Source organism: Aminobacter anthyllidis (genome assembly GCF_018555685.1).
GTDB lineage: Bacteria > Pseudomonadota > Alphaproteobacteria > Rhizobiales > Rhizobiaceae > Aminobacter > Aminobacter anthyllidis.
Genome location: NZ_JAFLWW010000001.1, coordinates 392,367 through 404,828 on the forward strand (window position 1 = coordinate 392,367; position 12,462 = coordinate 404,828).

Sequence of the window (12,462 nt, forward strand, 5' to 3'; positions counted from 1 at the left end):
GCAATAAGGGTTTCAAAACCATGCACAAGGTCGACCTTTCGGACGACGACATCGAGATGTTCGGTCGTGCTGCGGTTGCCGCGCTCGAGCAGGCTGTGGCTGGCCGAACCATATCCTCAGATCAGATGCATGAACTCTATGAGTTCCTTGTTTCCAGCAAGATCGTCACCCTCGTCGGCGAGCAGGAAGAGCCTGCGATAGGGGAAGGTGATGAAGAGAGTGGGGAGGTTGAGCGCACGACCGGCGCTCCCACCCTGCAGGGCGGCGACGAGGATGCGGTTTCGCCTCCCTCAGCCTTGTCGCCGCCCGTCCCTTCAAAGCCAGGAACACGGGGAAACCCGATCCGGGCCGAAACGCCTGAGGATATTGATAGGGCCGGTCGTCGGGCCCGTCGCCCCACCGAGGCGCAGGCTAAGGCAGGGAACTACAACAAAGGCCATCTCAAAGTGGCCGGCATGGATATCGCCATTGAGACCCCGAAGGATGGTGTCCGCAAAGGCAAGGACGCCTCAGGAAAGTCATGGCGGGTGAAAATGCCCGTTCATTATGGCTATGTGAAGAAGACCACCGGTGCCGACGACGACCACGTCGACATCTTCCTCGGCCCTCATGTCGGCAGTGGGGTGGTATTTGTCATCGACCAGATCGACCCCGAAACCGGCGAATTCGACGAGATCAAGACTGTTCTTGGGGCCCGCAATGAACGTGAGGCCCGCCGCTTCTATGCTGCATCGTTCAGTGACGGGAAGGGCCGGAAGCGGATCGGCGGCATTACGGAGATGGCGCTGGTGGAGTTCAAGGATTTCCTGAAGCAGGGCGGCGGCAGGGAGCCGTTGGCGGCTTAGTCGCAGATCGGCCCGGTGTCAGTGACTTCGGTCATTTCGACGCCATTGAAGGTCAATTGGCTGTCAGAAATCACCACCATCACCGGCTTTGAGCCATCGTCACACGAGAGCTTGGCCTTCTGTTGATCGACGGGCCAATCGGCAATTTCGCATCTGACGGCATCGCCGTCGTGCGGCTGGAACGTGAAGCCGCCATTCTCGGACGTCAGCCCGACAGAGCAACTGGCATCTGACCATGTTTTTGCTGCTGCCGGTGTCGCCAGCAAGGTCGCTGCGACGATGAATTTCAACATTTCCGCCTCCAGAGGTTCAGCCAAATGAAAGCACAAACTGTCGCTGATGTCATCTTGGGCGAAGCGACGTCTGGCACCAAGGAACAGCGCTATCGCGACATGCTTGCGATTGCATCGGCTATCGATAACCGCGCGAAAGCCACCGGGCTCTCGCATCAGGATATCGTATCGAACCGCAAGGAGTTCAACGCCTACGGTAAAGCGCTGCCTCCAGGTGCCAGCCGATATCGGGAATTGGCAAAAAAGGCGCTTCAGGATGTTGTCCAGAACGGGCCAACCCATGCCGGCATGTTCTACGCAACGCCGCGCGCTGTCGGAAACCTGCCCAAGGGCCTGTCAAAGGTCGCTTCGACGACAGGCCATATCTTCTTCGAGGATCCGCAGGGCCGCCCCTTCAACACAGCCCTTGGCTATGTCGAGCCCGTCGCCATTGATCAGGTCCAGCCTCGATCGGTCGTTGATGCGATCACGGCGCCAGTGAAGCAGGTCGCGTCGACAGTGACCGATGCCGTGTCGAATATTGGTTCGGCTCTCCGTACTGCGGCATTTGAGCCGGTTTCGCGGCCACAGGTCGATGTCGGCCCGCGCGGCTTGGAAGCCCTTGCGCCGAACGGCCTCAATCCGGGTGGGTTGGACTTCTACAACTCCAACCAGTCTGGCATCGCCCAAGACCTGCAGGATGCACTGGTCGGCACTTCAACGGAATTTGGCCGTAACCTCGGGATCACGTCCGGCTATCGCAGCGCCTCGCACAATCAAAGGGTGGGCGGCGCGAAGGGCAGCATGCACGTCCAAGGCAAGGCCGCCGACATCGACATGACCGGCATGACGTCAGTCGAACGGGAGCAGCTTGTTCGCGAACTGACGCAACGCGGTGCCGGCGGATTCATCACCTATGATCAATCGCCGGACATGCTGCATGTCGATATGCGCGCCAGGCCGAACGGTGTCGATCCGCACTTCATGCACAACCGCTCGGCAGCGAACATGTCGAGGGCTCCCGACTGGTTCCAGGCCGCTGCGGAATTCGGGGGATTGAGGACTCCAGATCAGGCCCCGGTGCCTGATGCTCCGCCCCGCAATCCTGATCCTCTGGTCGCCGCGCCTCTGGGGCAGATCGAACGTGCGCCCCTTGCTCCGGTTCCCTCCAGCTTGATGGCAGCGCCGGCAGGTGTGGTTGAGCGCGGCAATCTGGCCGCGGCACAGCCACGTGAACCCGATCCAGAACGTTTCGGGCCGCGTGGCACTGTCACCACAGCCACAGCCGATCGCCTGCCGGAGCGGACAGACCCGTTGGCGGCCCTGCTTTCCGAAGGCATGCTTGGACGTGGAAGGGTAACCCCTCCATCGTTCAACTCTGCCATGATGACAGCCCCGGCCAGTGGTTTGCCTTCGCAGACATTGAAGGCGGCTCCTGGGACGTCTCTGGCAACAAACCTGCCAGGAATTGGCCCGACGAACGCGACATATGAGGATGCACCGGAACTGACCCGGCGCAATCCAATCGCAAACCTCGCTTCGAAGGCATATGACCTTGTGTCTGGGGCGGTAACTCCATCTGCTCAGGCCTCGCCGTCGATCCCGCGCGCCGCGTTGGGGATCGGCCAGACCAAAGCACCATCCTTCACTTCGGCGCGGATGACAGCGCCAGCCACGTCACTGCCCGCACAGAGGATGGTTGCGCCCGCAGCCCAGCCTTCGCCCGCCAAGCAGGCTTCTGTCTATCAGCAGGCCGCGGCCAGTCGTGCCGTGCCGGCCCCGACCAACAGCATGAACAGCATCCCGCGCGGCACAATGCTTCAGCCGCCCGCACCGACAGCCCCGGCCAATGCGGCCTTGATGTCGCCGAGCCTGATGGGACCGGCTCAGTCACTCGTTCCGCAGGGACCGCAGCCGCTGTTTACGCCGGCTCCGGCCATGCCTGCGGTCAAACCGCAGGTAGTGACCCAGCCGAAGATCGCGCAGCCCGTGACGACGCCGACAACCGCTCGGGTCAAGACGCCTCAGCAGAGGATCGAAGATGCATTCGCGCTTGCCGCACCACCGGCACCAAAATTCACGGCATCCGACATCTATGGCGGACAGGTGGGGACTGGCACGGCAACGGGGGGCAACAGCGTCTCCCGCTTCGAAAACAACCCGAATACCTATGTGACCAACGCATTCGGCGTGACCACGGCAACGGGCCCGAACGGCAACCAGATGGCCGTCAAAGGCACACCGGGGCCGCTGTCCAAGGCCAGTCTGTCCGATCCTCTTGCCGGCATGCTGGGCAAGATGCCTTCTGGCAAGGCTATTGCTGGCTCATTGCTGGGTGCGGCTCTCGGAAACATGGTTGGTGGTCCCCTTGCAGGGGCCGTTGGCGCCAAACTCGGCAGCAAGCTCGCCAGTGGCAATATCGCCCAGAACAGCCTGCTGTCGAAGCTGATGGGCGGTTACAGCACCAACATCCTCGGCCAGCGCATGACATTCGCAAACCCGACATCGGGCGGCCCATTCCCCAATGCGCCGGATCGCCCCAGTGGTTCCGACCGCTCCTACGACGTTTCCAGGGGCCGGGATATCAGCCCCGGCGCTTCCCGCGAAATCGAAGCCGGTCGCGGTGGTCTCTACTAGCTCTTCAACAAGGACAATCGAAATGCTCGACGAGCTGAAGGCGTTCGCGCCCGGCGGCAGGCCGGCGCTTATCAAGGCCATAGCGGATGCGCAGCCGGAAATGGAGCGCGCCGGGATCAATACCCCGCTTCGGATCTGCCATTTCATGGCGCAGATGTTCGTTGAAAGCGGCGGGCTCCGCGTCACCGAGGAAAACCTGAACTATTCGGCGAAGCGACTTTGCGCGGTTTGGCCGAAGCGGTTTCCGACGCTGAAGTCGGCGGAACCCTACGCCATGAACCCGCGCGCGCTGGCCAATAAGGTCTATGGCGGGAGGATGGGGAATGTCGGTCCAGACGACGGCTGGCGTTTCCGGGGCCGGGGTCCGAAACAGGTCACAGGCAAGGACAACTATCGGGCGATCGGCAAGGTTTTGGGGCTCGACCTGGTCAAGGAACCCGATCTGTTGCTCGAGGCGTTGATCGGGGTCCGCGCCGCAATTTCGTTCTGGAAAATGAACGGCTGCAACGCGCCGGCCGACAAGAACGATATCCGCGGCGTCACGCTCAAGGTGAATGGTGGCTACAACGGCCTCGCCGATCGCCGCGCCGCCTTCCGCAAGGCAGTTCAGATCTGGGGCGACGACAGTGTTTCCGAGATCGGAAGCAAGACCGCTGCCCGCTCGAACATCGGGCGGGCAAGCCTTCTGGCCGGCGGTCTGTCCACGGCAGGCATTGGAAACCAGATCTACGAAGTCTCCAGCGCCGTCGAAAGCGGTCGATCGCTCATGGATGCGCTTGGGGTCAACTTCCTGACGCTCATCCTGCTCGCCGCGGTTCTGGGGCTTGTCGTCTACATCTTCCGCGACCGGCTGTTCATTTCGAAGCATGAGGGTCTGTGATGAAGCCCGTCGATCAAACCCAATTCGCGGGCGAAGGTGTTGGCGGAGATTGCGTCCGCGCCGCCACGGCGTCGATTCTTGGCCTGCCGATCACCGACGTTCCCCACTTCCTCGAAATCGCGCCGGAGCCCCGCCTGTGGGGCCTTGCGTTCGAAGATTGGATGGAGGCACGCGGTTTCCATGTCTGGCTGAAACATGGCCACCTGCCTTTCGAGGGCTATTACCTCGTCAGCGGCCCATCACCGCGTGGCGTCAGCCATATGGTCGTCTACAAGGATGGCAAGCTCGCCCATGATCCGCATCCGTCGCGTGCCGGCATTCTGTCGGTCGACTGGACGCGAATCCTCGTCCCGCTTGATCCAGCGGCGGCTGTTCATATCGAAACAGAGGGTCTGTGATGGCTGATGCGCCTGAGACAAAGAGGAAAGCGTCGTATGTTGGCGTGCCTGCAGTCTTTAAGCTCAATCTCGCCTGTATGCATCTAAATAGCGCCTATGACGATGGCTTCGGCTGCTATCTGGTCGGCAGCGCCCTGGATCGCCCCGACTGGCGCGACGTCGATGTCGTCATGATCCTTGGGGATGACGCCTTCCAACGAGAATTCCCACAGGCCGACATTCGTGTCTTTGAGCACGACCTGAAATGGCTACTTCACACCGTGGCGATTTCAGACTGGCTGAAGGCGCAGACGGGCTTGCCTATCGACTTCAAGTTCCAGCCACAGAGTTGGGCCAACGAAAAGCACAAGGGTAGGCGCCACGCGCTGGGTATGCGGGCCATGAGGAGCGACGGATGACCTGGTTCGCCCTCAAACCCCTCGCGCTCGCTGCATGGCGGGTGCTCACCATCATGATCCCGATTCCGCTGGCGTTGATCGTTGCTGCTGGCCTCTGGGTTCATTTCGACAAGGCATCAGCCGTTCGAAAGGCGGTGAACAAGGCCGTTTCCGAGCTCGTGGCCGGCGCCGAGATCGATGCGCTCGAGGCGAAGCTTGCGGCCGAACGGGATCTTCGCGTTTTCGCTGAGGGCAGGGCGTCTGCTCTCGCCGATGCCAACCGTCATTTCGAAGAACAGCGCATCGCCACCGAGCGCGAAAACGAGGGGCTTTCCGATGAAATCGAACAACTCAAGGCCGGCGCTGTTCCTGATGGTGTTGATCAGCCTCTCTTTGACCGGATGCATAACAAGTGATCGGGCGCGGCTGGCAGATGCCAAGCGCGCTCAAGTGGCGGCCGAGGCAACGCGCGCCGCGATACAGGAAGCCGCCAAGGTTCCCGAAAAACCAGCGGACTGCCGCATCAAGGAACGCTCCAGCGTCAAGCTAGGTGATCGGCTGGACGTCGCATTGCTGAAGACAGACCGCGCCCTTGGTCGGGCAAATGCGCGGATCGATCGGTGTTGGGCTTGGGATCAAAACTACCGGAAAGGGCTGGGGAAATGATCAGGACATGGCGGTACACACTATGGGTTATGGCCGGGCTTGCCCTGCTCATTGCCCTGTTTTTGATGTCGAGGCCGGCGGAAGCGCAACAGATGTGCGGGCCTGAACCGGCGGTGCTGCAGGATTTGCAGAAGCGGTTCGGCGAGTTCGTCATCATGCGTGGTAAGACCAAGGATGCTGATGTCATTGTGACGCACTCCGAAAACGGGCAATGGTCCATCCTCATTGTCCGCCAAATGGTCGCCTGCTTGGTGTTGGGCGGCAAGGCCTCCGAAATCGACAAGGGCGTCTGAGATGCCGCCGGACTTCAATGGCCTGAACGAGATCAACCGCACACTCGGCACCATAATGGGAAAGCTCGACGCGCTTGGCAAGGAAATCGGCGACATCCGCGACGATATGAAGGATTCGGAAGACAAATCGGACGTCAGCCGCGCCACGGTCCATCGGCGCCTTGATGAGGTCGTCACCAGAACTGGCTATCTCGAATCGGATATGAACACAGTGAAGAACGACATGAAGACCGTGAAGACCGTGACAGATGAGGTCACGAGATGGAAACAAGCTGGGATGGGGGCGCTGGCCGTCACCGGTATCGGCAGTTCGGCTCTGACGGCGATCATCCTCTCCTACTGGGCGGAAATCGTGAAGATATTGCGCGGGGGCTGACAGTCACGTCCGCGCCTTACCAAGGCCCCGCCATGCGCGGGGCTTTTGCGTTTCAGGACAACTCTCAACCACTCTAAAATCGGTTGCGAGTTCATCGCCTGCGCCCCTTCTGCCTCGATGGGCTTGTCGGGTCTACGCCAACGATATCCGGGCATTCCGCACTGATCGTGATCGGGGCCGCATACCCGCTGATATGGAACGTGATCCGCCCGTCGTCCCATGTTCCAACCACCTCGACCTCAAGCGTGATCGTATCGCCGAAACGGATGTCTCTCGATTTCTCTGCCATGCTCGCCTCCCGCCGGGAGTGAAGCACTGCGGATTGAAACCGGCAATGTGATTTGACGGCAAGGGTCGGTGTTCTTATTCCGTTCGCATGTCCATTGCCCTCGACCACATCCAAGCCCTCATCGACCACCCGCACACTCTGCGGGCGCACTGCAACCGCTGCCGGCACCACACAGTGCTGGACCTGCAGAAGCTGGGCGAACGGTTAGGCTTCGATCATTCGACCATGCATGACGACCTGACGCCGAAGCTCAGGTGCGAAAACTGTGGCGGCAAAGATATCGGGCTGACACTCAGCCATGGCACTGAGAAGGACCGGCCGAACCCGTTCAAGAACAATGCGAACAGCCGCCGGGCGACGTAGGTTGTTAATTAGCACGCATCTTGTGCCACAAAATGTGCCCCAAATGGTGCCACCGACTCCGAAAATTGTTCAATGAAAACAGCTTAGCTGAGGGAAGGTGGTGCGGATGATAGGAGTCGAACCTACACGCCTCTCGGCACTGGAACCTAAATCCAATCCCCAAAACTAAGGACTTGATTTAGTTGGGTATTTTTCACCGAGTGTGCCAGTGGCGGCACAGTTTGGCACACCCTTGTCACAGCACCGGATGTGCGGTTTCCCAACATCCAGTTCCTTGGTGCGCGTGGAGGGACTCGAACCCCCACACCTTGCGGCGGCAGGACCTAAACCTGCTGCGTCTACCAATTCCGCCACACGCGCATCAGCCTTCCACCATCGACATCGCGTTCTCGCGAACGTTGAAGGAAGACCGACGCCTCGCTACCTCGACTAGGACATCCGGGTCAAGGTGGGGGTTGTAGATTGAGGCCCCCTTGTAGCGGAACCACTCGTGGACCTCGTGCAACTCAGCATCCTTGATGAGCCCAAAGACGGCCCCGACGATCTCCTGCCGACACATATGAGGCGACAGGTAGCGCTTGCCAGATTTCCACGGGGTGCGATCCTCGGACTTCCCTGTGGGGTCCATGGTGAGGTCGCTCAAGGTGTTCACAGCAACCTGGATGAAGACACGCCCAGCCTCCGCGCCGAGGTGGAAGCACCACCCCGGCTTGTACGTGATCGAACGAACGATCTGGCTGATTTCAGCGAAGCTGGTCATATCGACCGCACCTCCTCTTCGCTGATGCTCCAGCGCTGGATGCACTCGTTTCGCCACTCGTAGGGCATCTCGTCGGCGAAGAAGGCGTTGAGGCTCTCTTTGGTTGGCTCCTCAGCGAAGACGTAGACGAACTCGTCGCCGCTCTCGGTCCAGCCGGTGACTACGAAGACCTTCGCCACTGGGGCCTTGGTCTCCCTCCGCTTGTCGCGTTCCTCTGCCCTCTTGTGGCAGCAGGATGAACATCTTCCTGATAGGCACACGCTCACTTCCCCACGTTGAGGAACGGGGTCGCACCACCGGGAACCATCGTGGTCGGCAGGGTGCCGTTCCAGCGCTCGGCAGCTGTCAACTCGATCAGCGTCGGGTTGTCCCTCAGGGCCGCGCCCTTGGCCTTGATGGCGTCGGCCTCGGCCTCACCACGTAGACGGGCTGCATCGGCGTCGGCCTCAGCCTGGGCTCGGGTGGCGTCGGCCTCGGCCCCAGCCTGGGTGACACGGATCGTCGCTTGGACCTTCTCGCGCTCCAGGTTCTGCTTGAGCTTCTGGACCTCGATCTCGGCGCTCATCCGTTCCTCGATCTTGGCCTCATAGGTGTCCGAGAAGTCGATGTTCTCGATCTGGACGGCCTCGATCACCACGGGACCCTCGACGGCCTCCTGCAGGGCGATCTGAATGTCGGCGTTGAGCTTCGCTCGCTCAGTGATTGCCCGAGCCGCGTTGTACTGGCCGAAGACGTTCTTGACCTGGGCCATGAGCTTGCGCTCGACGAGGCGGGATAGGAGGTTGTCCTCGTTGCCGTACTCGGCATAGACGATCCCTGCCTTGTCGCCGGGGATCGAGTAGTTGATCGAGACGGCCAGCGTGGCGGTCTGCTGGTCGGCGCTGTAGGCCATGACGCTGTCGTAGGTCTTCGCCTTGGAGCGCACGTCGATGTACGTCACGCCGTCCATGATGGGCATCTTGAAGCCCAGCCCGGGCTCATTGACGGCCAGGATGGCACCGTTGCGGGTGACGACGCCGCGTTCGCCCTGGTCGACCACGTAGAAGCTGCCGAACGAGAGGATTGCGAGGAGTGCTGCGGAAGCGCCGAATGCTGCGATCTTGATGGTCATGGTCAGTTGCCTTTCTTGGCGTTGGTGATGGTCTGGATGATTTCGGCCAGCTTCAGGAGGCCTAGGGTGACGAAGCCAACTGCTGCGCAGAGGCCGAGGAATTGGAGGAACATGGCGTTCTCCGGTTCGAGCCAAAGAAAAGGCCCCGCCCGATTTCTCGGGGGAGCCCAGCGAATGTCAGAAGTGGTGGTGGGTGTTAGGCGGCCAAGAGGGCCCTAGCCGCCATGTCGAGGTCCTTGGGTGCCAGATGGGCGTACCGCATCGTGGTCTGGATGTTCCGGTGTCCCATCCACTTCATGACCTGAGGCAGCGGGACGCCCTTGATGACCAAGCGGCTGCAGCAGGTATGCCGAAGCATGTGCGGCACGAACTGGCCATCGTCGGCGATCTCAAGGTGTACCCTGAGGCGCTCCCAGTGACCCCTGAAGGTCTTGACGGGCAGCGCTTCGGCGAACGGGATGTCGGCGTCGGTCATCTTGCAGATCGCTTCCCAACCTTCCTTGGCAGGGCCGATCAGGAGGACGCTGCGGTTGTCGCCATTCTTCGTGTCGACGAAGGTGACGTAGCCGTTGGCGACGTTCTTGCGGGAGACCTTGTAGGCTTCCCCAAGGCGGCACCCCGTGTAGAGTAGGAAGCGCATCAGAGCGGCGCTGGCGGCCAGCCCGAGGTGGTCGAGGTATAGGAGCCCCTTGACCTCGTCAGGCTTGTCCAGGATCAGTTCGCGGCCCTTGCCCTCCTGCTGGTAGTCGAACTCGGGGAGCCGGTCGACGACCTCCAGCCGCTTGGCTAGCTTCATGATCTTCGACAGGGCCGAGAGCTTGCGGTTGATGGTGCCGCCAGCCTTGCCAGCCTTCTTCATGCCGCCAATCAGATCGGTGATGATCATCTTGGTCGTGATGTTGGCCATCGGTGTGGTCTCGGGGATGTACTGCATGATGACCTTGCAGCTGAGGCGGCTGCTCTCGGGGCGCTTGTCGCCACCCCAGAGGAGTTCGAAATACTCGTCAATGAACGGCCCGAGGGTGACCGCAGGAGCCCCAGTGTGTCCTAGCTCCACAGCTTTCTCATAGGCTACCGCCTCAACCTCAGTGGCGAAGGACACGCGCTTGCGTTGCCCGTCGATCAGCACATCAGCTTGCCAGCGGTTACCACGTTGTCTAGCCATTCTCGGTCACCCCTTTCACAACGTCATTGATGAACGCCTTGCCCTTGTTGGTGAGGCGCAATGTTCTCTTGCGGCGGTCGTTCGGTGCGAACCCAATGTTGATCATCTCGTGACCCCCAGTGTTCTCCCGGTGACCTTCGCCCCAGTAGTAGGTGTTGCGGGATGCGGTGCCAGACTGGAGGCCGACACGCTTCTCGATGTCCTGAACGGAAATCTCTTCGTTGTTCCGCTCCGCCAGGGCGATCTCAAGAAGGGTCAGGATCGTGGAGACCTGCATCTTGTGGTCAAACTGGCTGAACCTTTTCAGGGCCCGAATGATCACGTTTAGCTCGCGAGCATCGAACTCAAGGTTGTTGGACATTTCTATTCTCCGTTGGGTGATGCCCCTTATTCGGGCGGCATCTGCACTATAGAAGCTTTTCCGTTATCGTCAATATGAAGGCAAACGTAGAGGTTTCGCTCGTAGACCTGGAACTCAACAGCACCCGGGAACCTCGCACCCCCGAGGAGGGCGTGACCGATCTCACAGGCACCCCAATGGTCCTCTGCATCCACTGAGATTACTGCTATGGGGTCGTCGGTCTCATTCAAAAACGCAATGTACATGATATCGATTTCAGTCCCTGTTTGTTGCCAAAGAAAGGTCAGGTTTCCCCATAAGCCTGACATGAAAATTTGTTTACGAAACCGAAGAGACAGGTGTCTAGTGCGACACCGTGTCTACCCCGGGGCACCTGTGGATAGTTGCTTTTAAGCTAATGTGTACTCAGCGTAGCGCTGGCCCGTGTGGTCCTCTTTCATGGCCTTCTTGATGTTGTATCCGGCCTCCTTGAGGTCCGAGATGCGGCGCGGCAGACTGCGCACCTTCAGGATGTTCCAAGCCTGAACTCCGGTGATCCGGCCAGCTTCCTTCAGCATCTTCAGGACCTCTCGGGCCTGAGGGGCGAGCGACCGGTGGGCCACGGCGAAATCATACGGGTGATAGCCGCCGTCGTTTTGGCCACGTGCCTCAGGGCTTGTCCAAATGATGTCGAGCCACGTTCTGCCGAACTGCGTGAAGGTACCCTTCGGCCCAACCTTGCACAGCGCACCATTGAGAGCGGAGACGGTGTTGCGGCCAGCGTTGATGAAGACCAGCTTCGTTCCTGGCTTGAGGGCACGAGCGGTTTCGGTGTTGAGGGGCTTATGGTTCTTCATGGTCATGTCCTTTCGTTCGGTACAGGTTTTGGGTCAGGCGGCGTTGGCGGTGGTGACCTTGGCGCGGCGAACCAGCGTCAGGGCGTTGTCGAGGCCGTAGTAGGCGCTCTTGATGCGCCGCTCGGCTTCCTCGGGGCTCTCGTCGGCGACACATTCGATGGCCGAGGCCGCCGCGACGATGCTGTCAGTGATGAGCTTGGTGATCTTGGGCTTGTCCATGGTGTCTCCTAAAGCAGCCACATGAGGGTGAGGATGATGGTGAAGAAGGCGAGGCCCTTGGTGCAGGAGGCCCACACGGTTTCCTCGGGCTCGGCGATGTCGAACTTGGGGAACTCAGCCACGGCGGCGCTCCTCCGAGTTGAGCCAGCGGTCAAGCCAGCCAGGGCGATTGGTGTCGGTATAGGTCACTGGTGGGTCCTCCTGACCTCGATCACCAGCGCCCAGATGGCGAGGCCGTAGGGCCCTCCGACCAGCACGACGACCAGTATGAAATCGGTGATCTCCATAGGAATATTGTCCTCTCTTAAGGATGCATTTACCCGTCGACGGGATCGCCGTCTAGTAGGAATGATGTCCTAATCTGGTGGTTGTGGATAACTAGGCTGGGCGGCCTTCGACAGATGCCTGGGCGACCGCATCCGGGTTCTTCGGGAGGCGGTAGGCGTCGAGCCAGTAAGGGCCGTGGGTGTTGCGGAGGCCGTAGAGGAGTGGGAAGCCCGGTACAGGAAGCCCTCGGTACCAAAAGAGGTTGAGGTAGGCCTTCCAGAGGCGGCCCTCGGCCTTAGCGAAGGCGACGAGTTCGGCTTCCTCGTGTGGATCAAGCGATCGCATAG

The 12,462-nt window shown here is 60.4% G+C and carries 19 protein-coding genes and 1 tRNA gene; 9 read left to right on the plus strand and 11 right to left on the minus strand.

Annotated features, from left to right (window positions below; translation table 11 throughout):
* Positions 1-20: 20 nt before the first annotated feature.
* Complete coding sequence (locus J1C56_RS02145; RefSeq protein WP_214385557.1) at positions 21-845, plus strand: hypothetical protein; 825 nt, start codon at positions 21-23, stop codon at positions 843-845.
* Here the strand turns inward: J1C56_RS02145 and J1C56_RS02150 are convergent.
* Complete coding sequence (locus J1C56_RS02150) at positions 842-1,420, minus strand: hypothetical protein (protein ID WP_214385559.1); 579 nt, start codon at positions 1,418-1,420, stop codon at positions 842-844. The genes J1C56_RS02145 and J1C56_RS02150 overlap by 4 nt on opposite strands.
* 216 nt (positions 1,421-1,636) lie before the next feature.
* Here J1C56_RS02150 and J1C56_RS02155 point away from each other — a divergent pair, with 216 nt between their 5' ends.
* The 7 genes from J1C56_RS02155 (at position 1,637) to J1C56_RS02185 (ending at position 6,744) form a co-directional block, all read left to right on the plus strand.
* Complete coding sequence (locus tag J1C56_RS02155) at positions 1,637-3,754, plus strand: D-Ala-D-Ala carboxypeptidase family metallohydrolase (RefSeq protein ID WP_214385561.1); 2,118 nt, start codon at positions 1,637-1,639, stop codon at positions 3,752-3,754.
* Between the two features lie 22 nt (positions 3,755-3,776).
* Positions 3,777-4,634 carry a glycoside hydrolase family 19 protein gene (locus tag J1C56_RS02160; RefSeq protein ID WP_214385563.1) on the plus strand — a complete coding sequence of 286 codons (858 nt, stop codon included), beginning with the start codon at positions 3,777-3,779 and terminating at the stop codon, positions 4,632-4,634.
* Positions 4,634-5,032, plus strand: a complete 399-nt coding sequence (locus J1C56_RS02165; protein ID WP_214385565.1) for a hypothetical protein — start codon at positions 4,634-4,636, stop codon at positions 5,030-5,032. Before J1C56_RS02160 ends, J1C56_RS02165 begins: the two co-directional genes overlap by 1 nt.
* The gene (locus tag J1C56_RS02170; RefSeq protein ID WP_214385567.1) at positions 5,032-5,430 is read left to right on the plus strand and encodes a hypothetical protein; all 399 of its coding nucleotides are present in this window, start codon (positions 5,032-5,034) and stop codon (positions 5,428-5,430) included. The genes J1C56_RS02165 and J1C56_RS02170 overlap by 1 nt, the downstream gene beginning before the upstream one ends.
* Positions 5,427-5,825 carry a hypothetical protein gene (locus tag J1C56_RS02175; protein ID WP_214385569.1) on the plus strand — a complete coding sequence of 133 codons (399 nt, stop codon included), beginning with the start codon at positions 5,427-5,429 and terminating at the stop codon, positions 5,823-5,825. Before J1C56_RS02170 ends, J1C56_RS02175 begins: the two co-directional genes overlap by 4 nt.
* Before the next feature lie 246 nt (positions 5,826-6,071).
* Positions 6,072-6,368 (plus strand): hypothetical protein, encoded by a 297-nt coding sequence (locus J1C56_RS02180; RefSeq protein WP_214385571.1) that lies wholly within the window; start codon positions 6,072-6,074, stop codon positions 6,366-6,368.
* Between the two features lies 1 nt (position 6,369).
* Positions 6,370-6,744 carry a DUF1515 family protein gene (locus J1C56_RS02185; RefSeq protein WP_246591063.1) on the plus strand — a complete coding sequence of 125 codons (375 nt, stop codon included), beginning with the start codon at positions 6,370-6,372 and terminating at the stop codon, positions 6,742-6,744.
* Positions 6,745-6,835: 91 nt separating this feature from the next.
* Here the strand turns inward: J1C56_RS02185 and J1C56_RS02190 are convergent, their stop codons facing one another.
* On the minus strand, positions 6,836-7,033 hold the full coding sequence (locus tag J1C56_RS02190) for a hypothetical protein (protein WP_214385573.1): 198 nt from the start codon (positions 7,031-7,033) through the stop codon (positions 6,836-6,838).
* A gap of 87 nt (positions 7,034-7,120) precedes the next feature.
* Here J1C56_RS02190 and J1C56_RS02195 point away from each other — a divergent pair, with 87 nt between their 5' ends.
* Positions 7,121-7,396: a hypothetical protein gene (locus J1C56_RS02195; protein ID WP_214385575.1), complete on the plus strand. Its 276-nt coding sequence runs from the start codon at positions 7,121-7,123 to the stop codon at positions 7,394-7,396.
* Between the two features lie 275 nt (positions 7,397-7,671).
* Here J1C56_RS02195 and J1C56_RS02200 read toward each other — a convergent pair.
* From J1C56_RS02200 to J1C56_RS02240, 9 genes are all read right to left on the minus strand, one after another.
* A tRNA-Leu gene (locus J1C56_RS02200) sits at positions 7,672-7,756 on the minus strand.
* 1 nt (position 7,757) lies between these two features.
* A complete protein-coding gene (locus J1C56_RS02205) occupies positions 7,758-8,156 on the minus strand; it encodes a hypothetical protein (protein ID WP_214385576.1) in 399 nt (132 codons plus the stop codon).
* Positions 8,153-8,335 (minus strand): hypothetical protein, encoded by a 183-nt coding sequence (locus J1C56_RS02210; RefSeq protein WP_214385578.1) that lies wholly within the window; start codon positions 8,333-8,335, stop codon positions 8,153-8,155. Before J1C56_RS02210 ends, J1C56_RS02205 begins: the two co-directional genes overlap by 4 nt.
* A gap of 83 nt (positions 8,336-8,418) precedes the next feature.
* Entirely contained in the window at positions 8,419-9,267 is an 849-nt protein-coding gene (locus J1C56_RS02215) for a prohibitin family protein (RefSeq protein ID WP_214385580.1), read from the minus strand.
* A 196-nt stretch (positions 9,268-9,463) separates the two neighbouring features.
* On the minus strand, positions 9,464-10,432 hold the full coding sequence (locus J1C56_RS02220) for a tyrosine-type recombinase/integrase (RefSeq protein WP_214385582.1): 969 nt from the start codon (positions 10,430-10,432) through the stop codon (positions 9,464-9,466).
* The gene (locus J1C56_RS02225) at positions 10,425-10,793 is read right to left on the minus strand and encodes a MarR family winged helix-turn-helix transcriptional regulator (RefSeq protein WP_214385584.1); all 369 of its coding nucleotides are present in this window, start codon (positions 10,791-10,793) and stop codon (positions 10,425-10,427) included. The genes J1C56_RS02220 and J1C56_RS02225 overlap by 8 nt, the downstream gene beginning before the upstream one ends.
* 389 nt (positions 10,794-11,182) lie before the next feature.
* Complete coding sequence (locus tag J1C56_RS02230; protein WP_214385586.1) at positions 11,183-11,635, minus strand: helix-turn-helix domain-containing protein; 453 nt, start codon at positions 11,633-11,635, stop codon at positions 11,183-11,185.
* Between the two features lie 27 nt (positions 11,636-11,662).
* Entirely contained in the window at positions 11,663-11,848 is a 186-nt protein-coding gene (locus J1C56_RS02235; protein ID WP_214385588.1) for a hypothetical protein, read from the minus strand.
* A gap of 378 nt (positions 11,849-12,226) precedes the next feature.
* The gene (locus J1C56_RS02240) at positions 12,227-12,460 is read right to left on the minus strand and encodes a hypothetical protein (RefSeq protein WP_214385590.1); all 234 of its coding nucleotides are present in this window, start codon (positions 12,458-12,460) and stop codon (positions 12,227-12,229) included.
* Positions 12,461-12,462: the final 2 nt, after the last annotated feature.